Origin of the sequence: Gracilibacillus lacisalsi DSM 19029, assembly GCF_000377765.1 — a bacterium.
Taxonomy (GTDB): domain Bacteria; phylum Bacillota; class Bacilli; order Bacillales; family Amphibacillaceae; genus Gracilibacillus; species Gracilibacillus lacisalsi.
On the sequence record NZ_KB898667.1, the window covers coordinates 150,736 to 176,388 of the forward strand.

Here is a 25,653-nt window from a genome sequence, read left to right on the forward strand (position 1 = left end):
GAATACGAGGCATTAAAAATCCATTTGAAAACCAAATGGTATTTTTTTGCATAGAATTAGTGCCAGATACTAAGATTAACCAATCATGATTTAGAGAAGATCGTTGATACAAGTGATGAGTTGATTATGAAAAGCGATAAAGTCCTATTATATGGTTTTGGCGGAGGCTTAACATATGCTGGGTTGCTGATAGAGTGGACACTGTAGCCAGTGAAGAGGAGTAGGTGTATGGATATTTCATTAATTAGACATGGCAAATCGGAATTCACAACTAATCGTTGGTTAACGGCTGAAGAATTTAATGATTGGGTGAGCAGTTATGATAATAGTGGAGTTTTGAAAGAGGATTTCTATCCTTTGGAGACACTGAAGAAAGTACGGACAGCCAATTTGATTTTGACAAGTGATTTACCAAGGTCGATTCAGTCTGCAAAGCTATTGCATCCCAGCCTTGACTTTGTACCCAATCGAATTTTTCGTGAAACAGAATTGCCTAGCTCCTCTCTTAGGGGGGTAAAGTTTCCCTCAAGTATCTGGGCATTTTTACTAAGGTGTTTGTGGTTTTTCGGAAATGCAAAAGGTTGTGAGTCGATAACTCATGCAAAAAAGCGAGCCCGAAAAGCTGCACAAATATTAATAGAATATGCTGAAACATATGATTCTGTTGCCTTGATTGGGCATGGCTTTTTTAATATGTTGATTGCAAAAGAACTATTAAAGATGGGGTGGAAAAGTAAAAGAAAAACAAATAGCAAACACTGGCATTGTACGACGTATTACTTATAAAAAGAAAAGTGAAAATCTATTTAGTTAACCACCTCCAAATTTCCTGAAATTGCAAATGATTCATGGTATTCTAAAGAAGAGGTGATCAATCATGGTAAAAGATAGATTCAAAGTAATTGCTGCAGTACATATTTTTCTATTAAAAAATGATCAGATTCTGTTACTTAGACGATATAACACAGGATATGAAGATGGCAACTATAGTGTCTTAGCTGGTCATGTCGATGGAGGAGAAGATGTGATTACTGCTGCTCAAAGAGAAGCATTAGAAGAGGCTGGCATTACTATATCCAAAAAAGACTTGAACATCGTTGGAGTTATGCATCGTAGGGCAGAAGAGGAGCGGATTGATTTCTTTTTGACAGCTAAGAAGTGGACAGGAGATATTATCAATAACGAGCCTGACAAATGTGATGAGTTAGCATGGTATCCACTCAACAATCTGCCAGAAAATATCATTCCTTATGTTCAACAAGCAATTGAAAATTATCAAGATGGTCAGCCATTTGATCTGTACGGGTGGACTAATTAAGTTTGAAGAAAAAGCGACAAATCATAACGTTCACCTAATAACCTGAAAATATAAATGGCTACTTCCATATGAATTATCCCAGGGAGAAAGGGATTTATCCAAGCACCAGGTAGTTCTCTTCCTTGGATAAGTGCACCGCTTCCCGGGATATCTGCTTCCCCTCCTTTTATCCAAGGTCCAACTTAATTGTTCTTCTTAGTAACACCTACTTCCATAAAGATTAACTGGTGACATCGGTTTTCCTAATGAAATGGAAAAAAATTATCACGCTACTCATCATTAGCAAAATCCCCACTGATGGAAGTCACACTTCTAAATTTTTATAATTATTCCATCATTCCGTTTTTCTCATTGTTATCTAATTCGTCAAAAATACTCGATAGCGCTTGTTTTTGTGTCATAACATTTAGGTTTTTATCTTGAGTTCGAGATAATTTAATACTTGGATAATATAGTTTAATTACGGAAAGAGTATTATTATTTTAATATTACATTGACAATCATAGTAATATGATTTATATTGTATTTGTGGATGACAGAGATACAATCCAAAAATAATAGACAAGGAGAATGCCATTATGGTTGAAACGAAGGAGAAAGTGATAGCAGTTCGAAATCTTCAGAAGTCGTATAAAGGCCATAAAGTATTAAAAAATATCAATTTTTCTGTAGAGAAGGGAAGTATTTTTGCTTTATTGGGTTCCAATGGTGCTGGAAAAACAACGACAATTAAAATACTTTCAACGCTTCTTAATGCAAATAGTGGTTCTGCTGTAATCAATGGATTTAATGTAATGAAGGAGCCAGAAAAAGTTCGTGGAGTGATCAGTTTGACAGGTCAATATGCCGCGGTAGATGAGGGATTAACAGGTAGGGAGAACATCCGCATGATTGGAAAACTTCGTCATTTGCCGAAAGCAAACAAAGAGGCTGACAAGTTACTTGATAGAGTTCAATTACTTGATGCTGCTGATAAGCATGTTTCCACATACTCAGGAGGCATGCGACGTCGACTGGACCTTGCGATGAGTTTGTTAGGAAATCCGTCAGTCATTTTTCTAGATGAACCAACCACAGGATTGGATCCACAAAGCAGGTTATCCTTATGGCAAATGATTAAGGAATTAGCTGAAGCAGGGACCACCGTATTTCTAACAACACAATATTTAGAGGAAGCAGATCATCTTGCTGATTACATTGCTATTCTGAATCAGGGAGAAATAGTGGCGGAAGGTACATCACAAGATCTAAAAAAACTATTACCAGAAGGTCATATCGAATTAGGGTTTAATCAAGAAAGAGAAGTTAGAGCAGCATTTGATGTATTGCATGACTTTCATCCAACTATTCACCCAGAAAATCGAAAATTGGTTATAACTACGGATGGAAGCATTAAGCAAATGACAAATATGTTAAATCGTTTAGAACAAGCAGGCATTTCGGTATCGCAATTAACACAAAAGCAGCCGACATTAGAGGATGTATTTCTTACTATTATTGGTGAAAAGGAGGGTGCCTAATGGAGATAACGAATAAGTTCAGTGATATGAAAGTGATGATCGGACGAAGCATGCGACTTTCCTTTAGAAGTATGGATACCATGATAACCACAATCGCGATGCCGATCATGATTATGTTTGTCTTTGTCTATATATTTGGGGGAGCAATCGAAACGGGTTATGAAAATTATGTGAACTATTTAGTTCCTGCCATTATTATGATGACAATTGCTACAGGAGGTACGTATACTTCTGTTCGATTAAGTGATGATATTCATAAAGGAATTATTGACAGGTTTCGTTCCATGCCTATAGCTAAATCTTCTTTATTATCTGGTTATGTATGGACATCGGTCGTATTTAATTCTCTTTCAACCGCTTTGGTTATTGCTAGTGCTTTTTTAATGGGGTTTCGTCCGGGAGCGAATGTAGGTGAATGGTTATCAGTAATTGGATTAGTCGTTCTGTTTACCTTGGTCATTTCCTGGATGTCTGTATTCTCAGCTTTAATGGCAAAGACGGTAGAAGGTGCAGCGTCTTATGGTTACTTGGTACTACTTTTGATTTTTATCAGCTCGGCTTTTGTTCCAACGGATTCTATGCCGAAATGGATTCGCGTATTTGCAGATAATCAACCAATGACATCCGTTCTAGAAGCTATACGAAGCCTGTTGCTGAGTGAACCTGTCGGTAACCATGTTTGGATTTCGTTACTATGGTTATTTGGATTGTTGATTGTCATCTATATAGCTTCTGTTCAGATTTTTAAAAGAAAAACATCCTAATCACGTTATGTAATACCTCCTTTGGGGAAATTTATAACAGCTATAACAATACAATGAAGCTCAAAGTAATGTATGATGGTATATAGGAGGTGTATCGTTCATGAAAAACAAAGCTTCCTCTGATTTACTTAGAGGGCATGCAGATACAATTATTTTGAACTTACTAATGAGTGGAGATAAATATGGATATGAAATAACGAAATTAATAGCAGAATATTCAGATGGAGAGTATGAGTTGAAAGAGGCAACCATGTACTCAAGTCTGAAGCGTCTGGAGAAGGATGGCAGTATCGTATCCTATTGGGGAGATGAAACCCAAGGTGGTAGACGTAAATATTACAAGATTACGGAAAAAGGAAAAAATAATTATTACGAAAATAAAAGAAACTGGGAAGCATCCAAACGGATTTTAGATCAATTATTAGCGAAAGGTGGAAATGAAAATTGGTGAATAAAATAGAAAGATATGTTGACGGCATATTGTTGCCATATGAAAATACCCATTCTGTTGGGGAGTTGAAGGAAGAGTTAAACAACAATTTACAGGAAAAATTAAATGACTTTATAGAACAAGGATATGACGAAGATACCGCTTTTAAAATGACGGTTAACTCGATTGGTGATGTTAGTGAAATGGTGGAAGAATTTTCAGAAGGTACAGAAGAGGAGCAGGTAGAACAAAAGAAAATGGATTTTACGAAAATGGACCTGAGAACCTCTGATTTTAAAGATGTTAATCTACAAGGATCTGAGTTTAGCAAAAGTGATATAAGAGGTTCAGATTTTACAGGAGCTAATTTATCTAAAGCTAAGTTTGCCTCTTGTGACCTTAGAAATGTTATTTTTAACCATGCTAATCTGACGGGAGCCAATTTATCGAAGACAGATTTATCAAAAACAAGTTTTAAAAAGACTGTTTTAGATGAAACAGATTTAAGTTATTCCAATTTATCTGGTGTTGATTTCGAGAATCATACATTCAATGGTACTAGTTTTTACCAAAGCGGGCTTAAAGGCACAAACTTTAAAAATACTGTGTTTAGAAATGTATCTTTTAAATATGCATACTATTGCCATAAAGCGAATTTCGACGGAGCAACAATGGATAAAGTAACCTATGCCACATTGAATAGAACGAAGGCAGATCTAACGAATGTTACAATAATTTAATCCATTTTAGAGCCTATACGGGCTCTTTTTTTGTAGGGAGGGATTTACAAATAATGCTAGCATTCATCCTCGCATTCTGGTAAAATGTTTTCAATTTACCAATTGGGGGGATTGACATGTTTGTATGTAAAATAGACGAGAATTTGTCTCTGAAACTAATTGACCAAAGAGATGCAGAAAGGATATTTGATCTAACCGAAAATTCAAGGAACTATTTACGAGAGTGGCTACCTTGGGTTGATGCAACAGTAAAAGTAGAGGATACGAGGGAGTTCATTCAATCCAGTTTGAAAGGCTTTGCTGACAATAAAAGTCTTACTACAGTCATTATATATCATGGGGAGATTGTCGGGGTTGCTGGTTTTAATAGTATTGATTGGTCCAATAAAATTGCATATATCGGTTATTGGCTAGGGGCTGAGTATCAAGGAAACGGGATCATGACAAGGGTTGCTAAAACGCTAACAGACTATGCTTTTATGGAACTAAAACTTAACAAGGTAGAGATTAGAGCGGCCATCCATAATCAAAAAAGTAGAGATATACCTAAACGACTTGGATTTGTGGAAGAAGGACGCATTAGAAGTGTTGAGTGGTTATATGATCACTATACGGATCATGTTGTTTATGGAACATTAGCGGAAGAATGGTTCAAATAGTATAGCAATAAATAATAGAATACAAGAAGTCGTTTGGTGGAAAAGTACCAAACGACTTCTAGATAGTGAATAATATTAATTTCCTAAACTTTCAACAATGAGATCTTGTACTCTGCTACTCGTTAAAAGACGAAGGTGTGATACGCCTGAAACATGAATATTATCAGCACCACTAATTCTTGACATACTGATAGATACGATAGAATCTGAACTGCTGTAGATAGAAGTGAAATCAACTCCGGATGGAACTGATGTTGCCCCTAGGCGATTAGCACCACCAAGTGTAATGACTTTATCGACTTTATCCACACCACCTAAGCGAGTTAGATAACGTAAAGTATTAGCACCACCCATACTATGAGCAATAATATTTACTTCCTCTACATCATAATTACTAAGTACATCATCAATATAATCTCTGAGTTGACGAGAATTTCGATAATTATTGCCTGTTTTGTCTCTGAAGTTTATCGCATGCAAATCAGATCTGTCGTACCCAATACTTCTTAATTTTCGTTCGATACTATAGAAATTGTACGGTGCCCCACCTATACCATGAACGAGAACAACAGGCTTGTCAAAGTCAATGCCAGATTCTTCTTGTGCCATTGTTTTTGTAGGAACACTAAAAAGTAATACAAGTAACAGTAAGCCAATAAACGAGAGTTTGATAGATTTCATATAATCCTCCTTTAGTATATTATATGGATTATTTTACCACAGGATTGATATTGTTTGTATAATATTTCCTATTTTTAAAAGCGATTGAATATTTACGTAATTACTTTCTTTTAATTGTCGAAATATATTGACAATTCCAACAAAAGCATGTAAAGTACAGTGTATTACTAGGATATAAAAACTGAACATTAATCTTGTCTTATCAAGAGAGGTGGAGGGACTGGCCCAAAGAAGCCTCGGCAACCATTAAGTGTTTTACTTAATATAGGTGCCAATTCCGTCTGAGTGTTTTCACTTAGAAGAGATAAGAGATTCATCGTTACGTAATGCATCTCTCTATCTCAATATAGAGAGATTTTTTTATTATAAGAATCACAAACATTATATCTATAAGCTTATCAAGAGAGGTGGAGGGACTGGCCCAATGAAACCCGGCAACCATTAAGCGATTGCTTAAAAGGTGCTAATTCCAACAGGAGTATTCCTGAGAGATAAGAAGAGTAGTAGAGTCCTCTTTTTATCGAAGAGGACTTTTTTATTTGTAAGGAAAGTATAAAATTTGCACAGATGTCTAGCTCCGAGCGCCCAAAAACTAGGCGACTTCACGAATCGCCCTACGATAAAGAAGACTTGCCGATTGGTGAAACCAGAGGCTTAGTCGCACTTATGCCTTTAGGTGAAAGTCATCATCGGTTCGTAAACTCACCGTGATTCCTTTATCTCAGTTGATTAGTTCCAGCCGCTACGTTTTTAAGCGGGCGCTCTGCGCTTTTCTTAATTTAAAATAAAAAGGAGTAATCACCTATATGTCAATTGTTATTTTAGATGGGATCAGGACACCTTTTGGAAAGTGGAACGGTGCCCTTGCAGAAATTGATGCGGTAACGTTAGCAAGCAAGACGTTGCATTACTTAATGGAAAAACATGTTGCAATTCCTCAGATAGATGGGGTATTGTTAGCACAAGTTATCCAGGCTGGACAAGGACAAAACCCTGCTAGGCAAGTTGCACATCAAGCTGGCCTTAAAAGTAGTACACCGGCGATCACCTTAAATAATGTCTGTCTTGGAGGAGTTGCCTCTGTCATTGATGCGGTGCGTCGTACTCAATTAGAAGAAGGGTCATTTTATATTGTTGGTGGTTTTGACTCAATGTCTAATGCACCACATATTATCCCGACTCGATCGATCAAAGGTATAGGTCACCAGACGATTACTGATACGTTGCTCCATGACGGGCTGTGGTGTGCATTAAGTGATCAATCGATGGGCGCATTAACAGAACAATATAATGGTGTATACAACATTAGCCGTGAAGAGCAAGATCAATTTGCAGCTCTGTCTCAACGAAGAGCAGCTAGTGCCTTTGAACAAGGTCTGTTGCAGGAGGAAATTCTTCCAATCGATGGTGTGTTAGCAAATGATGAAGGTATACGCCCCCAGACAACAGTTGATAAATTAGCGAATTTGAAACCGGTATTTGCAAAAGGTGGAACAATAACAGCAGGTAATGCTTCGCAAATGACAGATGGAGCAAGCCTTGGAATTGTTACAACAGCAAAGCAAGCTGAACAAATCGGAACCGAACCACTTGCACATATTATCGACTGGGCGGAAACGGCTGGACCTGATGCTAGTCTTCAAACAAAGCCGGCAGACGCCATTCAAAAAGTATTGAATAAACAGCAATTGACAGTAGAAGATATTGAACTCTTTGAAATAAATGAGGCGTTCGCTAGTGTTGTGATCGCCAGCTGTAAAGCGTTAAATATTGGTTATGACAAAGTAAACGTCAATGGTGGAGCAATTGCAATTGGGCACCCGCTTGGAGGTACTGGCTTCCGCTTAGTTTTAACATTAGCACATGAATTGAAACGACGTGGTGGTGGTAAAGGAATCGCTTCTCTATGCGGCGGTGGTGGCCAAGGAATAGCCATTCTTATTGAAGTACCAAAGAAAGAGGGAAAACAATGAATACTCAAACAATAGATAAGAAGAGTCAGATATTATGGGAACCTACAGAAAAAGATATGGAACAATCACATCTTCAAGCTTTTGCGAAATTTGTTAATCAGGCACTTTTTCCTTATGAAAGATTACATCGTTGGTCGATCACGAATATTGGAGATTTCTGGTCTGGTGTCTGGGATTATGCCGGTATTATCGGCGAAAAAGGGGAAAGATTCTATCTCCAGGGTGAGTCAATGGTTGATGCTGTTTTTTTCCCTGATGCTCAATTAAACTTTGCGGAGAATCTACTAAAAGGTAAAGATAAGCAAATTGCTGCCTATCAAGCAGATGAAACAGGTGTAACAGCTAAGATTACTTATCATGACTTACGTATACAAGTTGCAAAGGCACAGTACGGATTAAAACAATTGGGCGTGAAAAAGGGAGATCGGGTAGCGGGGATTACTACTAATAATATAGAAGGATTGGTCGCTTTACTTGCCGCAACATCACTTGGAGCAGTTTGGACCTCTTGTTCACCAGATTTTGGTGCGAAAGGAATAATCGATCGAATTGGCCAAGTGCAACCGAAAGTTCTAATCGCCAATCTAACGTATCAGTATAAACAAAAACCTTTTGATATTTCGGATAAAGTAGAAGAAACAATCAGGCAGATTGCTAGTATTAATCACGTTATAACGATTGCAGGAGAACTACCTAACTCAATCACTTGGTCTTCTTTACTCGATAACGATGCAGAGAAACCGCAATTTGAAAGAATTGGATTCCGTGATCCCCTTTATATCCTTTATACATCTGGTACGACAGGACTGCCAAAGGCAATTGTTCATTCTGTAGGAGGTACGTTATTACAACATGTGAAAGAACACCAATTGCATTGTGATGTACATGAAGAAGATGTACTGTTCTGGTATTCCAACACAGCATGGATGATGTATCCATGGCTCGTATCAGGTTTGGCGAGTAATGCTTCTGTTTTGTTATATGATGGTGCTCCGGTACTTCCAGACAATCCAACACATTTATGGGATATTGCGGAAGAAATCGGACTGACGCATTTTGGTACGAGTCCCAAGTATTTAGATTCATTAATGAAAGCAGATGTTGTGTTGAAAGATCAGTATCCATTAACTTCCTTAAAGAGTATTCTTTCCTGTGGTGCACCACTAGTAGCTGAACAATATGATTGGGTATATGAAACGATAAAAGAAGACATTTACTTAGCATCTATTTCAGGAGGTACAGAGATTATTGGATGTTTTGTCATGGGGTCTCCAGTTCATCCAGTATTCCGCGGAGAGATTAGTTGTAAAGCATTAGGGATGGCGGTGGAAGTGTTAGATGATCGCAATGCACCTGTCTATGGTCAAAAGGGAGATCTAGTCTGTACACAGCCTTTCCCAAGCATGCCATTAACGTTTTATGGTGAGAAGGGTGATGAGCGATATCGTCATAATTATTTTGCTGAACGACCAGGTATTTGGACACACGGAGATTTTGCTGAACAAACGATTGATCAATCGTTTATCATCTATGGTCGTGCAGATACTGTGCTAAATCCTGGTGGTGTGAGAATAGGGACTGCAGAGATTTATAGTGTGGTAGAACAAATCGAAGAAATTAAAGATTCGATCGTATTTGGTTTACCATGTGAAAATGATGAAGAGATTGTACTATGTGTTGTAACTGATCAGTTAACAAAAGATCTTGCCAAGCACATTCGACAACAAATACGAGAAAAAGCATCACCACGCCATGTTCCAAGACGAATTTATCAGGTGAATGATATACCATACACAGTCAACGGTAAGAAAGTCGAAGGTGCTGCAAAAACAGAAGCAATTGGTAATGAAGTCAAAAACAAAGCTTCTATTAGTAATCCTGAATGTCTACAAGAATTAACAGATATTAAAAAGAAGGAGTGCTACTAATGGTGAAACGACCGAAAGGTGCAATTATCGGTATCGGCGAACTAAAGCCAGTACGGTACTCTGAAGGAAAAACAACTTTAAGCTTAATAGCGGAATCAGTTCAGCTTGCATTAGCAGATGCTGGTCTCACGAAAGATGAAATCGATGGATTGTTAGTAGGACCACAAGTAGGTGAAACACCACAACACGTACCTGCAACAGTGTCAGAATATTTAGGTGTTTCTCCGATTATGTCTAACACTGTTGATCTAGGCGGAGCAACTGGTGCGGGAATGATTTGGCGTGCAGCTGCGGCGATTGAAGCAGGAATGTGTGAAACAGTCGTTTGTGTACTAGCTAATAAAAATGAAAAAGGACAAGTACCACGGTCACCGAACCGTAATCCCATTCGTGAATTTGATGTTCCGTTTGGTGCTTCAGGCGCAAATACGTCCTATGCATTGTTAAAAAGAGAGCATATGGAAGTATATGGATCCAAACAAGAAGACTTTGCGAGAATTGCGTATTGGTCTAGAAAAAATGCACTAAAAAATCCGAAAGCAATTTTTTATGATAAGCCAGTTGAGTTAGATGATATTTTGCAATCTCCCATTATATCGGATCCATTAAGACTGTTAGAGATTGTTATGCCATGTGCGGGTGGAGCAGCCGTGATTGTCACTTCAGAGGAAAAAGCAAAGCAAGCAAAGAAAAAGCCGGTCTATTTAAAAGGAGCAGGGGAAAAAATCACCCATCGTGCGGTTAGTCAAGCCCCGGCAATGGATCAGTTACCTTTTGCATATTCTATTCCCCAAGCCCTACAACAGGCAGAGATTAACGGGGAAGATCTGGATTTGTTATCACTTTATGATTGTTATACAAGTGTTGTAGCGGTGCAGCTAGAAAGCATTGGGATATGTAGGCAAGGTGAGTTCGGTGATTTTGTCCGAAATCATACTTTTGGTCATGATGGCGATTATCCTCTCAATACACATGGTGGCCAACTAGGCTTTGGCCAAGCCGACCTAGCTGGAGGAATGTCACATATTATTGAAGCAGTCATCCAATTACGTGGCGAAGGTGGAGACCGACAAATTGCTGATGCTAAACATGCACTTGTAACAGGAAATGGAGCGACATTAAGTGAAACAACTGCTTTAGTGTTAGGAGGAGAGCAATGACGAATATATCATTTCCGGAACCAACGATTACAGCAGTGAGTAAGCCCTTTTGGGATAAGATTAACGAAAAACAATTTTATCTGCAACAATGTGAGGAGTGTAAGCAATGGGTTTTCTATCCACGTGCCCATTGTCCAAATTGTTTTAGCGCTAAGCTAACGTGGAAAGAAGCCTCGGGGCAAGGTAAGTTAAAATCTTGGAGTATTGTCCATCGAGCTGGACATCCTGCTTGGCAAGAACGCACACCATATGCGGTAGGGGTGGTCCAATTAGCCGAGGGACCATCGTTGCTTACGCATTTGCTAATCAATGAACAGGAATTACGTTATCAGTTACCTGTAGAAATATCCTATCAGCAATTAAATGAACGGCTATTACCATTTTTTCAAAAGAAAGGGGATTAAACGATGATTTATACGTATCTCATTTTAGTTGTCGTGTTTTGGATTATCGGACTAACGATCTGGAGCAAGTTTTATAAAAATAATTAAAGGTGGTATTAGGGCATGTTAACGGAATCTAGTTTACTTCTTTGGACTGTTATTATATTATTAGTTGCTTATTTTGGTCTTGTAACATGGATTGGAAAAAAAGGAAGTGCTCACAGTAAATCGATGAATGGCTTTGCGACAGCGAGAGGGAAGGTTAGTCCTTGGCTTGTAGGAGCAAGTTTTGCTGCATCATATTCTAGTGCGAATCTGTTTATTGGAGTTCCTGGATTAGCCTATCAACATGGTACATCGGTTCTATGGTATACATTAGGGTGTTTTGGTGTTTCATGGGTTGGTCTATTAATTTTTGCTAAAACATTTTGGCGTTATGGCAAGAAATTCGGGCGAGTTTCTACTGTACCTGAGTGGTTAGGACGACGTTATAATTCAAAAACGTTACAAGTCATTGTCTCTCTTTTGATATTATTTAATGTATATTACATTGTTGGTCAAAATGTTGGTCTTGCTACCATTTTTGAAACCGTAATTGGTATCCCTTATTTCTGGGGAATCATTATAGGGGTAACGATTACGATTTTATATATTGGTCTAGGTGGAGCCTTCGCCCAGATGATTACAGATGGTATACAAGGGCTATTTATGGCTGTAGCTTCGATATTAATTTTTATTTCATTCTTTTGGACAATCGGCGGTGGTATCAATGTATTCGGGGAATTAACGAAGCAACTGCATGCAGTAGATCCCAATTTAACCACTTTTGTGGGCGTTGATGGTCCCTATAATAGTGTGTTAGCAATTATGGCAGTACAATTTTTGTTATTCAGTTTTATCCTAATGCCACACTTGTTGAACAAAATTTTATCCATAGAAACAGAGGAAGAGCTTGCACCATTCACCTTATCATCAGGAATTGTGTTGTTTGTCATTTCCACTTTGATGGTACTGGGTGGTTTAGCTGCACGGGTGCTTTTCCCGACATTAAATAGTGCAGATTCAGCGATTCCAATGTATGTGATCGAATCGTTCCCTAGTATTATTGCTGCGATTATGATTGTAGGGATTATTTCAGCAATCCTTTCCAGCACAGATAGCTTATACCTAGGTGTAACAACTAGTATTGGAAATGATTTTTACAAAGTATTGGCGCCAGTATTTAAGAAGAATATAAGCCAGGCGAAATTAGATGCACAATCAGTGAATGTCGCAAAAGGATCGCTTGTTTTAGTAGGACTCTTATCATTATATATTTCCTTAGATCGTCCGGATTCCTTGTCGATATTAATTCAATTCAGCTTTTCCGCGATCATTTCAGGAATATTAGCACCTATAACATTAGGTTACTTCTGGAAAAAAGCAACAAACTATGGTGCGATTGCAGCAGTCATCACAGGTGCATCGTTATATGTAGTCTTTACACAATTTAATGTCATTGAAAATATTTATTTAGCAATGTTCTTTGCTTCCTTAGCTTCATTTGTCGTAATGGGTGTTATCGGTCTGCTAACAGCTACGAAAGAACATGAAGAATTAGTATTAAAGAAAATAAGCTGAAACATAGTTGAGAAGAGCTGACATTGAAGTCAGCTCTTTTTAAATTTATAAGGAGTATATAATAAGTGAGTGTTATTATATCATAAGTGGTCATTTTGAAGTGATGTGTAGACGGAAAGCATCGCTCCGGCTGCCCGCTTCCCTTTCCGTGGGGTTTTACCTTCAGCTAACTTTTCCAAGCAAAAACCGCTTGAAAAAGTGGATCTTCAGGTAAAACAGTTCCCACAGGAGTTGAAGCGGGCTGCCTCCGCTATAAAGCAGCTCTACAACGTATGTGACAGCTAACTTTTTGAGGTTGTATACAATGTGAAATAAAAGACGTAATGTCCGTACGTTAAAACAATGTAGAACGTTATCTAGCGTAGGCGTCCACTTTGACTCCTGTGGGATCAGCGTGATCTGAAGATCCACTTTTGTAAAGCAATTTTCTTTACAAAAGTTAGCTGAAGACACGCCCCACGGAAAGCGAAGTGGGCAAGCTGTAGCGGTATTATTCATGTCAAAATAACTACTTTGGACAGGACCGGGTGGGCTTTCTCGTTTTTTCTTGTGTTCTTTCCATTGGATGATGTAAATATGATATTATGGAAATGCATTCATAAGTTTACGATCAACTTCGAGCGAAACACTATCAACTTTTGGAATTTACGATCAACTTCGCACAAAATACTATCAACTTTTAAGAATCTACTATCAACTCCTGACAGCATGCTCAAATTTAATGGATAAAGGTGGGGAAAACAGATGACCAATCATTCAACGGTAACATTAACAATGACAAAAGCTTTTGATGTGGAAGCAGACAAAGTATACGCCGCTTGGATTGAACCGGAATTAATGAAAAAATGGCTATTTACAATGGAAATGACTAACAAAGTGGTTAAGAGTAATGCCAAAGAAGGCGGTAGCTGGGAAATTGTTGATCACCGTGATGGCAAGGATTATCGAGCAATTGGTGAGTACCGCGTTTTAGATAAACCGAATAAACTTGTAAAAACTTTCGAAATGCCACAGTTTAGTGATACCGTAGATGTTTTAACTGTTTCCTTTGAACCAACAACGTCTGGATGTAATATGACCTTTGTCCAGAAGATAGTCGTTCCCCATGAAGAAGGATGGACTCAAGTAGATATCGACAAGGCATGTAAAGAATATCATGATGGCTCACAAGATGGTTGGGAAATGATGTTTGAAGGGCTTAAACAATTAGTGGAAAAAGGCGAGATTAGCTATCCTTAATAACAACTGTACGACTGATTGACCTATTCATCAGTCGTTTTTTATATTACGAAAAAACATCTTATGCATGCCAAATTACATGTTATGTATTTTTACATACTTCTAATGAGATAATTTGCCAAAAAAGAAGTGATGTACATCATAATACAAAAAGGGGGGAAACCATTGAAGGTAAAAATCGATATTGATCCAAAACATGATGATGAGTGTCAAATTACGATTTCTGCGAAGGAGTGGACGAAAGAAATTGAAGAATTGGTTCAACTATTAAAAAAGAAGCAACCGAAGCGGATTGTAGCAGTACAGGAAGAGCGATCGATCGTACTAAATCCAGAGGAGATTGATTTTGTTTTTGCTCGAGATCGAAAAGTGTTTGCCTCTATTAAGGGAGAATGTATGGAGTTGAAAATGAAATTATATGAAGTGGAGAAAATGCTGAGTAATACTGGTTTTATTCGTTTTTCTAAATCTGTTATTGGCAATATAAATCAAATCGATCGCTTTGAATTATCATTTAACGGAACATTGTGTGTTTACTTTAAGTCAGGAAGTAAGGAATATGTGAGTAGGAAATATGTGAGCGACTTAAAAACACAGATAATGGAAGGAGGAGACAAATGATTGTTGAAGGACTTAAAAGAATATTACTCGGTGTTGCGGTAGGAAGTCTGATAACCTTTGTAGTACTTTCCTTTCTAGTGATGCTAGACATTAATTCAACGATACAAGAAATATGGAAACATTGGTCTGCAAGCATGGCACTCGGTGTTTATTACAGTTTAGCTTCTGTTATATTTGAGCTAGAAAGATGGAGTATTTTGAAACAGACAGTAATTCATTTGTCTTTGACTATTCTCGTGTTTTTTCCAATAGCTATTTTGGCGGGGTGGATTCCTTTTAACCTGTTAGCAATGATCTTAGGATTAGGAATATTTTTAACACTATATTCCGTTTTTTGGATTAGTGCCTATTTCTACTATAAAAACATGGAAAGAGTCATGAATGAACGAATAGATCGAGAAAGTAATTGATAATATTTTTGCAGAGGAGATGTCTAGATGATTGATGTGCGAGGTGTTAGTAAATCTTATGGTTCTGTTCAAGCATTGAATGACATACAGTTTCAAATTGATGAAGGAAGTTGCTTTGGTTTAGTTGGTCCAAATGGTGCAGGGAAATCAACTTTTATGAAAATATTGGTTGGAGTTCTGCAAAAGTTTGATGGGGATATTCAAGTTTTTAACAAGTCTGTGAAACAGAACCGGCAAGCGGTTAAGAGCTTTATCGGATATGTACCTCAGGATATTTGCTTAGAGGAATTATTAACGGCTAAGGATAATTTAATGTATTTTGGCAGGTTGTATGGTTTATCAGGTGAACATTTACGTAAACGAATTCGGACAGTGTTGGATCAAATTGGACTTAGTGATAAGGCAAATCAAAAAATAACAGAGTTCTCTGGAGGTATGAAGCGTCGCTTAAATATAGGTTGTGCCATCCTTCATGAACCTTCTTTAGTAGTGTTAGATGAACCCACCGTAGGGATTGATCCACAATCAAGACATTCCATTTTCGCCCTTATACAGCAATTAAAAGAAATGGGAAGTACCGTTATTTATTCTAGTCACTATATGGAAGAAGTGGAGCAGATCTGCAATAGTGTTGGCTTTATTGACAAAGGAAAATTAGTGGAACATGGCACTATGAAGCATGTGCTGCATAAACATCGCAGTGCATCCATTTTTGTTTCAGCTGACGGAATTGGCAAAGAGGAATTATCTTTATATGGCGATACCATCGAAAAGAAGACTGGGTTCACCGTGAACTGTGATGATCCGCTTTTGACAATGGGAAAAATGATTGAACAATTTCGGCAAAGTGGAATTAACCCGGAGCGATTGGAATTGAGCCAGGCAAGATTAGAAGATATTTTCTTTTATTTAACAGGTACCCAATTAAGGGATAATGGATAGGAGTGAATGGTATATGTGGGCAATTACGATAGTCGAATTAAAAAAGAAGTTACAAGACAAAGGGATTTGGTTCTGGACTTTTATATTGCCAATTATTTTTATAGTTGGTTTTATTACGATATTTTCTGGTATGAATGAAATGGAACCAGAGCAATTAGTGACACAAATAGTGCCGGGCTATATTATTATGTTTACTTTCTTTATTATGATTTCGATGGTGATTACCTTTATAAAAGATCGAGATAGTGGAATGGTTGCTCGAGTTGCTAGTACACCTTTACCATTAAATCGTTTTCTTGTTGGAAAATGGTTACCATTTTTGATCATTGTGATCCTTCAAATTATCGTATTAATGTTATTTGGAGTACTTGTATATGACTTACCTCTAGGTGATCCACTTGCATTAATGTTGATATCTCTTATCCTCGCATTTCTTGCTACTAGCTGGGGAATGGCTATGTCATTACTAGTCAATACCGAAAACATGGGGATTGCCCTAACACAAGTGATTGCATTAGGAGGAGCAATGCTTGGTGGACTATGGATGCCGCTTGAAATCATGCCAAATTCGATGCAATTGATAGCGAAATTCCTACCACAATATTGGGCGTTGGAAGGTTTCCAGTCTATTTTACAGGATGGTGGTCATGTGATGGATATATGGTTATCCTTATTGATCTTGTTAGGATTTGGTATGATAGGCTGTGTAATATCTGTCTTTAGCTATCCTCGTTTTCTAAGGCAGTCAAGAAGCTAAAGCCAAATGTTCAACATTTTGTAATATTTCCAAACCCAGATATAAAAAGTATTTGTGGTAAGCTATTGTAGAGGATACAATAGAAAGGAAAGGTAAGGTGTTGAATATATGAAAGAAAATAGTACGCCATTACCACCGAAAACTTGCAGCATTGACCGTTTGGTTACATTACCGGAAGATGTGGAAAAAGTAATAAAAGGTATCAAGACCGCAACAAGACGTAATGGCCGTTATGCAGATATCGGTGAAACAATGGAGTTAAAAGATAAGAAATTTCGAATAGATAATGTATATAAACAAAAACTTGGCGAATTGACAGATGAAGATGCTAACAGAGAAGGGTATGACAGTTTAGCAGCTTATAAAGAAGCGATATTGTCTATCCACCCAGGCATGCCATGGCTTCCTGAAATGGAAGTATGGGTCCATGAATTCAGCGCCCAAGGATAAAAGACTTCAAATTGGAGTCTTTTTATTTTTTAAGTGAATACGATATGGTTATTAGCTCCTTTGAATGTAGAAAAAATAATAACATACACTATAAAAAAACGTTTAGGAGCGAACCTTAGTGGATTTCTATTTATATATTCTTATCACTCTGTCTTATATTGTTTTATTGCTAGTAGGCTTCATTAAAAAAAGTGGAAAAAATATAAGGAGTCTTACTTTCTTTCTGTACCTAGTCATAGCAGGTTTAATCGTTGACAATGCCATTATTGCCTTTGGGAAATTTATTGGAACAGGTCCCTTTTTGGAAAAACTCCATCTGCTTCGCTACTGGATACATGCTATTGTTACGCCAACACTTATTCTGTTTTGTTTAGGTGTATTACGAAAATTAGGTGAAAAGCCATTTCATTCTATAAGAACAATTAGGATTACGCTTACTTTCACATGTGTTTTAATACTAATCGAAATCATGACAGTGGTAGCAAAAATCGAGCTAAAGCCTGTTACAGAATACGGTATTCTGCATTATGTTCCTGAAACAGAAATAGAAGGATCACATTTAATGATTATTTGTGTCAGTGTAATTCTTCTTGTTACAGGGTTTATTCTTTACCGTATTACCAAATGGAAATGGATGCTTGCAGGTGCAATTATAATGGGAATCGGTAGTGCTCTACCAATTGAGGTTGAAAGTACAGCCTTTACAAATGCTTTGGAGCTACTGCTGATGATCAGTTTAGTGGCAACCAATCTTACTTTTTCAAAAAAAGAAAACACCTAATCCACTTCCCTTGTGATTAAGGTGTTTCGCTACTCACAGTTACTCTACATTAACCCGTAAAACAATGTTGTTATGATTAAGAGACCATACGGAATTTTTTATTTTCAGGTTTTTCTCAAATCGTTCAATCCAAACCTGATTTGCTTGAAATAAAGCTGTTATCTGAGCATTGTTCAAGACCGCCTCTTCTATATCTTCGTTCTTCTGATTCAGAAATACTACCTGAATCGTATCACCATTCTGATAAGCTGTACGCATGATCAATCTCCTCCTTTTTCTATCACATACGTTGTTGAGGACATGAACGTTTCAGATCTTAACCTTTTGTTGGAAAAGTTGTTATAATAAACATAATTCTCGAAAAATGGTGATTGTCATGAAAATAAGAAAATTAAGATTAGATGAAACGAAACCGATGGAATTATTACTGTTAGCAGATCCCTCTCCCTCTATCATTAAATCATATCTAGATCGAGGAGAATGCTATGTTGCTGAGTTAGAAAATAGAATAATAGGTGCCTATGTCCTGCTTCCAACAAGACCTCATACAGTTGAACTGGTTAACATTGCTGTTGCAGAAGAGCACCAAGGAAAAGGAATAGGTAAAAAATTAATTTCAGATGCTATCCAAAATGCGAAAAAGCACGGATATAAGATAATAGAAGTCGGCACAGGCAATTCTAGTATTAATCAGCTCGCATTATATCAAAAGTGCGGCTTTCAAATGGTGGGAATTGATAAGGATTTTTTTATCAAGCATTATCAAGAGAAGATCTATGAAAATGGTATTCAATGTCGCGATATGATACGTTTATCGCAGGATTTAGAGGGACGGGTATAAATATCATGTGTAGAAGACTTGATTATTTAAAAAGAGGAACTCAAATACAACAGCATGCTTATCACACCCTAACAGAATTAGAGATAATGCAGGACCTAAAGATATATCATCCTGTTCTCTGCGGTACGATTCCAATAGATATTGCGATTGCAGAATCTGATTTGGACATTATCATGGAAGTGTATAATCTCACAGAGTTTAAGCAAACACTCGAATCTTTATACAAGCATTTAGATGGTTTCAAAATAAAAACAACGAATATAAGAAATCTGCCGGTGGTTAAAGCAAATTTCTTCTTTAAAGGATTTGAGTGTGAATTGTTCGGTCAACCACAACCTGTAGAGCAACAAAATGCCTATCTCCATATGCTTATAGAAAGTAAGTTATTGAAAGAAACTCCCAATTTGAAAGATGAGGTTATATTGCTCAAAGAACAAGGTTATAAAACCGAAACTGCTTTTTGCAAAATGATAGGTTTAACAGGATCAGACCCATATGAAGAACTTTTAAAATATGGCAGAGAACAAGGATGGATATGAAAAGGAGAATATTATAAAAGTGGCCATAAAAGTCTCGAAAGTGGCCATAAAACTGCCAAAAGTGACCAATAAATCCCGAAAAGTGGCCATAAAACATCAAGAAGTGGCCAATAAACAAAAGGAGCTTCAGTGATAAGCTCCCATCTCATGATGTTTCTCCATATCTCAGTCCTAGTTCATAAGCCTTTTTCAGCCACTGTTCCATATTTTCAGGCTTTTCTTTAATTGTTTCATACAATAATTCGAATCTGGAAGTTCCAATCCCACAATAATCTGCTAATGCTACATTAAAATAGTGTGTGATCATTTGATCATATTTCCTTTTAGTAAATCTTTCTATAGGTGCTCCGGCAAGACTTAACCATAGTACATGTTGATGGGGTAATTTAGCTGGTCCATAGGCAAAACTGTAATTCCACACTCTATCAATGTAGCCTTTTAACAATGCTGGCATGCTCCACCACCAAAGTGGAAAAACGAATGCTAATCCATCGTATTGCTTCAATCTATCCATTTCCTGATGTACTCTTACTGAAAACTGCTGTTGATCAGTGCTCCAGTCTGGTTCATCCACTTCTTTTAAAATAGGGTCAAAATCACTCCGGTATAAATCAAGAACATCTACTTCATGTCCAGCATCCTGCAATCCTGCCATCATACGTTTAGCAACAGTGAAGGTTAATGAGTCTTGACGGGGGTGGGTTACAATCGTTAACACTTTCATAATAATCTCTCCTCTTGTTCTTTTCTTTATTTCATTATATAGTTGTTTTATAGTTCAGTAAAATTGATATTTCCGATAAAATGATTCAGTATAAATGATATAAAGAGGGTGGACAGTGTGGAACTGAGACATCTCATTACATTTAAAACAATCGTTGATGCTGGAGGGTTTAAAAAGGCTTCAGACCAACTAGGCTATGCTCAATCTTCTGTAACGGCACATATCAAGGAATTAGAAGAAGAACTAGAAAAGCCTTTATTTGATCGAATGGGCAGAAAGACAATATTAACGCAAGCAGGTCACGATTTTTATCCATATGCACTGGAGATTATCGACCTCTATGCAAAATCTAAAGCCGTTGTCAGTGAAGGAGAGGAGCCATCAGGTCGATTAACCATTGGTGCTAGTGAATCTTTAATGGTCCATTGGCTTCCGGAGCTATTAATGGAATTCACGGAGAAATACCCGAAAGTTGAATTAGTCTTAAAATCACTTCAGTATGAAAATATTACGGCACAGTTAAAAAGTGGAGACATAGATATTGCTGTCCTTGTTGAACTACCAGATTGGCAAGTACGTGCATTGCACATTAATCTGATTAGTGAGGAAAGCCTTCGTTTAATTAAAGGTAAAAATAAAAGTGAAATGCAAGAGCGGATGCTGATAACAGAATACCAGTGTAGTTGGCGACCGATTATTGAAGATTATATCAAAAAAACGGATACGGCTATTTCTAAGATAGAATTACCTAGTCTGGAGGCCATCAAAAAATTAGTAATCTGTGGCCTCGGTGTGTCGATGCTGCCATATTTCGTGGTGAAAGACGAACTTCATAACGACCAATTAGAAGAGATAAAAAGTATCTGTCCATTAGGAATTTATTCAGCGATTCATAAAGATAAGTGGCTATCGAAGAACATGAAAGCTTTCCTCCATTTATTAAATGGCTAGGGAGTAGCAAGGTTCTAATTTCTTACAATTAGAACTTTACTGCTTCGATTTTTTATGTTTAAATGTAAGTGAGTAATCACTCATTTTACAAGACTAGGAGGAGTTCGTGTATGTCCAAAATACTTGAAATGAACGAGATAGCTCTTTCTTTTGGTAAAGAGAAGGTATTGAAGGATATTAATTTATCAGTAGATAGCGGAGAGATATTTGGTTTGTTAGGTCCTTCTGGGGCAGGGAAAACAACTCTGGTAAAGGTTATTGTAGGGATTCTTGAAGCCACGAAGGGATCGGTTTGGGTACAAGGGAAGAAGATGCCATCCCTTGAATTAATGAAATCGATTGGTTATATGTCTCAATCAGATGCTTTATACCAGGAGCTATCCGCAAAAGAAAATTTAGCTTTTTTTGCTGCTCTTTATGGTTTGAAAAAGAAAGAACGTGAAGAAGTCATTAACAAAGCTGCAAATATTGTTAACTTATCTAAAGAATTAAATAAAGAAGTACGTCATTACTCAGGTGGCATGAAAAGGAGGCTGTCGTTGGCAGCTTCACTGATGCATTCGCCCGGATTGTTAATATTGGATGAACCTACAGTAGGGATAGATCCGCTACTGCGACAATCAATTTGGGACGAATTTCACAAACTAAAAGAAAGTGGGATTACGATTATTGTCACTACGCATGTAATGGATGAGGCTGATAAATGTGATCGGCTCGCTATGTTACGTGATGGATCGATTATTGCGTGTAATACCCCTGAGAAGTTAAAAGCGGAACAAGGTGTAGAATCGATTGAAGCAGCATTTTTAGCATATGGAGGTGGCGCACAATGAATGTCATGGCGGTAGTAAAACGAATAGCTCAACAGTTTATACGTGATAAACGATCATTAGCGCTATTGGTCATTGCACCTATACTCGTCATCACGCTTATTTGGCTTGTACTCGATGGTAACGAATACGAACCAGAGATTGCTATTGATGATTTACCTGCACCGTTAGAGGAATCAATACAAGAAGAATCTGTCCATAATCTCAAGGAAATGTCAGAGGAAGAAGCTAAGCAAGCATTACAGCAAAGTAATATAGATGCCTTTTTAACGACCAAGAACGATGCATTATATATTCTGTTAGAGGGCAGTGACGCAACTGCCAATAGTGCTACCTTACAGACGATTCAGGCAGCGATTCAGATGATGAACAATGGAATAGAGCAAGAGCCTGTCATTGAATACTATTACGGTTCTGATCAACTTAACCTCTTTGATCAGGTTGGCTCTGTATTGATCGGCTTTTTCATTTTCTTCTTTGTTTTCATCATAGGTGGTATTTCTTTTTTACGAGAGCGGACACAGGGTACGTTAGAAAAATTATTATCAACACCTATTAAAAGATGGGAAATAGTTTTTGGTTATTTAATCGGATTCGGGATCTTCACTATCCTTCAGGCACTAATCATCGCGAGCTATTCTGTCTATGTGCTGGATATTTATATGGCCGGAGATTTTTGGCAGCTTCTACTAGTAACTTTCTTATTGGCAATTACTGCTTTGAGTTTGGCGACATTATTATCTGCCTTTGCTAATAATGAATTTCAAATGATGCAGTTTATTCCGTTGGTCATTATTCCACAAGTGTTCTTTTCAGGGATGTTTCCATTGGAGTCACTTGCCGAATGGTTACAGGTTCTCAGTAAATTAATGCCACTCACGTATGGAGCGAATGCGATGCAGGCGATCATGCTCAAAGGACAGAACATTTGGGATGTCTGGCAAGATATTGTCATCGTTTTCGGTTTTGCTGCTATTTTTATTGTGCTTAATATTTTTGCATTGAAGAAGCATCGTAGGTTATAACTGTATTAGAAAGAAAATCTAGAGGTGAGAATGATGGGACAGCTTGATAAAGAATTGCTACAAGAATTATTAAATGTATCTGATAAAGAATTAACACCAAAACAGACACAAATAGTGCAAGCCGCAATTGAAATATTTTCTGAAAAGGGCTTTGCTGCTGCTTCCACCAGTGAAATAGCGAAACGAGCAGGTGTAGCAGAAGGGACGATCTTCCGCCATTATAAAACAAAAAAGGAATTACTAATTTCGATTGTTTTGCCAGTTATTTCTAATTTTGCTGTTCCATTTTTAGCAGAACAATTTCTGAATGAAATTTTTGAAGGAGAAGAGTTTGAAGAAATGGATCAGTTTCTCCGTAAAGTGATTTATAATCGTTACGAATTTTTTCGTAAAAATACAGCATTACTAAAAATACTATTGCAAGAGATGTTTTATCATTCCGAAATACAAGATACCTTTAAACAAATATACATGGAAAAGATTGCACCGAAATATCGAAATGCCATGAAACGTTTATTAACAAAAGAACAATTTGAATCTATTCCAACCGAAACGATCTTCCGTTTAACGATAAGTACGATTTTAGGTTATTTATTAGCTCGATTCATCATTGTACCTGATTATGATTGGGATGATGAAAGGGAGATAGAATACACGATTCAATTTATCCAAAATGGGATAAAAGGGTTAAAATAAGTTCCAATTTCATTGCCGTGAATAAGAAAGGAGAATGCAACTCATATTAATACAAGAGCTACTTGTGTTATGCTAGATGTAGCATTCTCCGGTAATCCGGTATGTAATGACCTAAGTGAATGAGATAGTCGATGTCTCATGAAAGGAGATAGTATGACGGTAACAACAAATGAAGGTTGGAATTTAGATAATAGTTATCAACGATTACCTGGCATCTTTTATTCGCGTGTTCAACCTACGCCAGTAGATGACCCAGAAATCGTAATGTTTAATCGTGAATTAGCAACTGAGCTTGGTTTAGATGCAGAGAGTATGGAGGATAGTGCTGCTCTTTTTTCTGGCAATCGACTGCCTGAAGGTGGACTTCCGATTGCACAAGCATATGCAGGTCATCAGTTTGGCCATTTTACCATGCTTGGTGATGGAAGAGCGGTCTTACTCGGTGAACATATCACCCCTGATGGACAAAGAGTAGATATTCAACTCAAAGGTTCAGGAAAGACACCGTATTCCCGTGGAGGTGACGGTCGGGCTGCATTAGGTCCGATGTTACGTGAATATTTAATTAGTGAGGCAATGTACGGCTTGAAGATTCCGACAAACCGAAGTTTAGCTGTTGTAACGACAGGAGAGTCTGTTGAACGTGAAGTTGCATTTCCTGGGGCTATTTTAACCAGAGTAGCAAATAGCCACCTTCGTGTCGGGACATTTCAGTATGCCAGACAATGGGGAGAAAAGGAAGACTTGCAAAAACTCGCAGATTACGCAATAGACCGTCACTACCCAGAAATAAAAAACGATGATAATAAATATTTATCTTTTCTAAAAGAAGTAATTAAGAACCAAGCGGCACTGATTGCAAAATGGCAATTAGTAGGTTTTATTCATGGTGTCATGAATACCGATAATGTGACGATAAGTGGAGAGACGATTGATTACGGTCCTTGTGCATTTATGGATACGTATGATAAAAGAACAGTATTTAGCTCCATAGATGTTCGTGGTCGTTATGCTTACGGCAATCAGCCAGATATTGGCGGTTGGGATTTATCTCGTTTTGCCGAAGCGATCTTGATATTATTGGATGACGATGAAAATAAAGCGCTTGAAGCAGCACAGGATGCAATTAAGGAATACTTGCATCTATATGAAAAAAATTGGCTTGCAGGAATGAGAAAGAAATTAGGCTTGTTTGACGAAGAAGAGGAAGACCTAGCATTAATTCATCGTTTGTTAGATTTGATGGAACAGCATCAGGCAGATTTTACAAACACCTTTCGTTCGTTAACATTAGATCAATTCGATAAAACAGTGAGACTTTTCCAAGCAAACGGCTTTGATAAATGGTATGATAAATGGCAAGCTCGATTAGCACGACAGAACGAAACAACTGATCAAGCACGACAATTAATGAAAGAAAATAATCCGTCTATTATTCCGAGGAATTATCTGGTTGAAGAAGCTTTGGAAAAAGCGGTAAGTGAAGAGGATTACAGTGTAATGGAAAAATTATTGAAGGCATTGTCAAATCCATACGCATACTCTGAAGAGCAGGAAGAATATGCTGTATTGCCTCCAAAGCCAGATGAACCATATCAGACATTTTGTGGAACTTAATAACAATTAGGGCTGCTATTCGAAGGCAGTCCTTTTTTGTATGAACGAAAGTAT

The 25,653-nt window shown here is 37.5% G+C and carries 29 protein-coding genes and 2 riboswitches; of the genes, 26 read left to right on the forward strand and 3 right to left on the reverse strand.

Features of this window, described 5'->3' with window-relative positions:
* The first annotated feature begins 228 nt into the window (after nt 1-228).
* The 7 genes from D569_RS0110920 (at nt 229) to D569_RS0110950 (ending at nt 5,431) form a co-directional block, all read left to right on the forward strand.
* Nucleotides 229-786, forward strand: coding sequence for a histidine phosphatase family protein (locus D569_RS0110920; RefSeq protein ID WP_018932455.1), 558 nt, complete (start codon nt 229-231; stop codon nt 784-786).
* Between the two features lie 91 nt (nt 787-877).
* Complete coding sequence (locus D569_RS0110925) at nt 878-1,318, forward strand: NUDIX hydrolase (protein ID WP_018932456.1); 441 nt, start codon at nt 878-880, stop codon at nt 1,316-1,318.
* 578 nt (nt 1,319-1,896) lie between these two features.
* Entirely contained in the window at nt 1,897-2,838 is a 942-nt protein-coding gene (locus D569_RS0110930; protein ID WP_018932457.1) for a daunorubicin resistance protein DrrA family ABC transporter ATP-binding protein, read from the forward strand.
* Nucleotides 2,838-3,602, forward strand: coding sequence for an ABC transporter permease (locus D569_RS0110935; protein WP_018932458.1), 765 nt, complete (start codon nt 2,838-2,840; stop codon nt 3,600-3,602). Before D569_RS0110930 ends, D569_RS0110935 begins: the two co-directional genes overlap by 1 nt.
* 100 nt (nt 3,603-3,702) lie before the next feature.
* On the forward strand, nt 3,703-4,053 hold the full coding sequence (locus D569_RS0110940) for a PadR family transcriptional regulator (RefSeq protein ID WP_018932459.1): 351 nt from the start codon (nt 3,703-3,705) through the stop codon (nt 4,051-4,053).
* A complete protein-coding gene (locus tag D569_RS0110945; RefSeq protein WP_245548499.1) occupies nt 4,050-4,772 on the forward strand; it encodes a pentapeptide repeat-containing protein in 723 nt (240 codons plus the stop codon). The genes D569_RS0110940 and D569_RS0110945 overlap by 4 nt, the downstream gene beginning before the upstream one ends.
* A 116-nt stretch (nt 4,773-4,888) precedes the next feature.
* The gene (locus D569_RS0110950) at nt 4,889-5,431 is read left to right on the forward strand and encodes a GNAT family N-acetyltransferase (protein WP_018932461.1); all 543 of its coding nucleotides are present in this window, start codon (nt 4,889-4,891) and stop codon (nt 5,429-5,431) included.
* 75 nt (nt 5,432-5,506) lie between these two features.
* Here D569_RS0110950 and D569_RS0110955 read toward each other — a convergent pair whose 3' ends face one another.
* A complete protein-coding gene (locus D569_RS0110955) occupies nt 5,507-6,112 on the reverse strand; it encodes an esterase/lipase family protein (protein WP_018932462.1) in 606 nt (201 codons plus the stop codon).
* 196 nt (nt 6,113-6,308) lie between these two features.
* Nucleotides 6,309-6,423: riboswitch (SAM riboswitch) on the forward strand.
* 81 nt (nt 6,424-6,504) lie between these two features.
* Nucleotides 6,505-6,610, forward strand: a riboswitch (SAM riboswitch).
* Between the two features lie 308 nt (nt 6,611-6,918).
* On the opposite strand from D569_RS0110955, the gene D569_RS0110960 reads away from it, so the two are divergent.
* The 12 genes from D569_RS0110960 to D569_RS0111015 all read left to right on the forward strand — a co-directional run bounded on the left by D569_RS0110960 (nt 6,919) and on the right by D569_RS0111015 (nt 18,376).
* Nucleotides 6,919-8,085, forward strand: coding sequence for an acetyl-CoA C-acyltransferase (locus D569_RS0110960; RefSeq protein WP_018932463.1), 1,167 nt, complete (start codon nt 6,919-6,921; stop codon nt 8,083-8,085).
* The gene (locus D569_RS0110965; protein WP_018932464.1) at nt 8,082-10,013 is read left to right on the forward strand and encodes an acetoacetate--CoA ligase; all 1,932 of its coding nucleotides are present in this window, start codon (nt 8,082-8,084) and stop codon (nt 10,011-10,013) included. The genes D569_RS0110960 and D569_RS0110965 overlap by 4 nt, the downstream gene beginning before the upstream one ends.
* Nucleotides 10,013-11,173, forward strand: coding sequence for a thiolase family protein (locus tag D569_RS0110970; protein WP_018932465.1), 1,161 nt, complete (start codon nt 10,013-10,015; stop codon nt 11,171-11,173). The genes D569_RS0110965 and D569_RS0110970 overlap by 1 nt, the downstream gene beginning before the upstream one ends.
* Entirely contained in the window at nt 11,170-11,577 is a 408-nt protein-coding gene (locus D569_RS0110975) for a Zn-ribbon domain-containing OB-fold protein (protein WP_018932466.1), read from the forward strand. The genes D569_RS0110970 and D569_RS0110975 overlap by 4 nt, the downstream gene beginning before the upstream one ends.
* A gap of 102 nt (nt 11,578-11,679) precedes the next feature.
* Nucleotides 11,680-13,176, forward strand: coding sequence for a sodium:solute symporter family protein (locus D569_RS0110980; protein ID WP_018932467.1), 1,497 nt, complete (start codon nt 11,680-11,682; stop codon nt 13,174-13,176).
* A 744-nt stretch (nt 13,177-13,920) separates the two neighbouring features.
* Nucleotides 13,921-14,415, forward strand: a complete 495-nt coding sequence (locus D569_RS0110985) for an SRPBCC family protein (protein ID WP_018932468.1) — start codon at nt 13,921-13,923, stop codon at nt 14,413-14,415.
* A 165-nt stretch (nt 14,416-14,580) separates the two neighbouring features.
* On the forward strand, nt 14,581-15,036 hold the full coding sequence (locus D569_RS0110990; RefSeq protein ID WP_018932469.1) for a LytTR family DNA-binding domain-containing protein: 456 nt from the start codon (nt 14,581-14,583) through the stop codon (nt 15,034-15,036).
* On the forward strand, nt 15,033-15,446 hold the full coding sequence (locus D569_RS0110995) for a DUF3021 domain-containing protein (RefSeq protein WP_018932470.1): 414 nt from the start codon (nt 15,033-15,035) through the stop codon (nt 15,444-15,446). The genes D569_RS0110990 and D569_RS0110995 overlap by 4 nt, the downstream gene beginning before the upstream one ends.
* 27 nt (nt 15,447-15,473) lie before the next feature.
* Nucleotides 15,474-16,388, forward strand: coding sequence for an ABC transporter ATP-binding protein (locus D569_RS0111000; protein ID WP_018932471.1), 915 nt, complete (start codon nt 15,474-15,476; stop codon nt 16,386-16,388).
* A 13-nt stretch (nt 16,389-16,401) separates the two neighbouring features.
* Nucleotides 16,402-17,145: an ABC transporter permease gene (locus tag D569_RS0111005; RefSeq protein ID WP_018932472.1), complete on the forward strand. Its 744-nt coding sequence runs from the start codon at nt 16,402-16,404 to the stop codon at nt 17,143-17,145.
* Nucleotides 17,146-17,253: 108 nt separating this feature from the next.
* On the forward strand, nt 17,254-17,595 hold the full coding sequence (locus D569_RS0111010) for an ASCH domain-containing protein (protein ID WP_018932473.1): 342 nt from the start codon (nt 17,254-17,256) through the stop codon (nt 17,593-17,595).
* A gap of 118 nt (nt 17,596-17,713) precedes the next feature.
* A complete protein-coding gene (locus tag D569_RS0111015) occupies nt 17,714-18,376 on the forward strand; it encodes a hypothetical protein (protein ID WP_018932474.1) in 663 nt (220 codons plus the stop codon).
* 39 nt (nt 18,377-18,415) lie between these two features.
* Here D569_RS0111015 and D569_RS0111020 read toward each other — a convergent pair whose 3' ends face one another.
* On the reverse strand, nt 18,416-18,634 hold the full coding sequence (locus D569_RS0111020) for a hypothetical protein (RefSeq protein WP_018932475.1): 219 nt from the start codon (nt 18,632-18,634) through the stop codon (nt 18,416-18,418).
* A gap of 118 nt (nt 18,635-18,752) precedes the next feature.
* On the opposite strand from D569_RS0111020, the gene D569_RS0111025 reads away from it, so the two are divergent.
* Nucleotides 18,753-19,217 carry a GNAT family N-acetyltransferase gene (locus D569_RS0111025; protein ID WP_018932476.1) on the forward strand — a complete coding sequence of 155 codons (465 nt, stop codon included), beginning with the start codon at nt 18,753-18,755 and terminating at the stop codon, nt 19,215-19,217.
* Between the two features lie 5 nt (nt 19,218-19,222).
* Nucleotides 19,223-19,756: a DUF4269 domain-containing protein gene (locus D569_RS0111030; protein WP_018932477.1), complete on the forward strand. Its 534-nt coding sequence runs from the start codon at nt 19,223-19,225 to the stop codon at nt 19,754-19,756.
* Nucleotides 19,757-19,901: 145 nt separating this feature from the next.
* On the opposite strand, the gene D569_RS0111040 is transcribed toward D569_RS0111030, so the two are convergent.
* Complete coding sequence (locus D569_RS0111040) at nt 19,902-20,480, reverse strand: NAD(P)H oxidoreductase (RefSeq protein WP_018932479.1); 579 nt, start codon at nt 20,478-20,480, stop codon at nt 19,902-19,904.
* Nucleotides 20,481-20,597: 117 nt separating this feature from the next.
* Here D569_RS0111040 and D569_RS0111045 point away from each other — a divergent pair, with 117 nt between their 5' ends.
* From D569_RS0111045 to D569_RS0111065, 5 genes are all read left to right on the forward strand, one after another.
* A complete protein-coding gene (locus D569_RS0111045; protein ID WP_018932480.1) occupies nt 20,598-21,431 on the forward strand; it encodes a LysR family transcriptional regulator in 834 nt (277 codons plus the stop codon).
* A 110-nt stretch (nt 21,432-21,541) separates the two neighbouring features.
* Nucleotides 21,542-22,264, forward strand: coding sequence for an ABC transporter ATP-binding protein (locus D569_RS0111050; protein ID WP_018932481.1), 723 nt, complete (start codon nt 21,542-21,544; stop codon nt 22,262-22,264).
* Nucleotides 22,261-23,286, forward strand: a complete 1,026-nt coding sequence (locus D569_RS0111055) for an ABC transporter permease (RefSeq protein ID WP_018932482.1) — start codon at nt 22,261-22,263, stop codon at nt 23,284-23,286. The genes D569_RS0111050 and D569_RS0111055 overlap by 4 nt, the downstream gene beginning before the upstream one ends.
* Nucleotides 23,287-23,316: 30 nt before the next feature.
* Entirely contained in the window at nt 23,317-23,982 is a 666-nt protein-coding gene (locus D569_RS0111060; protein WP_245548498.1) for a TetR/AcrR family transcriptional regulator, read from the forward strand.
* A gap of 153 nt (nt 23,983-24,135) precedes the next feature.
* Nucleotides 24,136-25,599, forward strand: coding sequence for a protein adenylyltransferase SelO (locus D569_RS0111065; RefSeq protein WP_018932484.1), 1,464 nt, complete (start codon nt 24,136-24,138; stop codon nt 25,597-25,599).
* Nucleotides 25,600-25,653 lie beyond the last annotated feature (54 nt).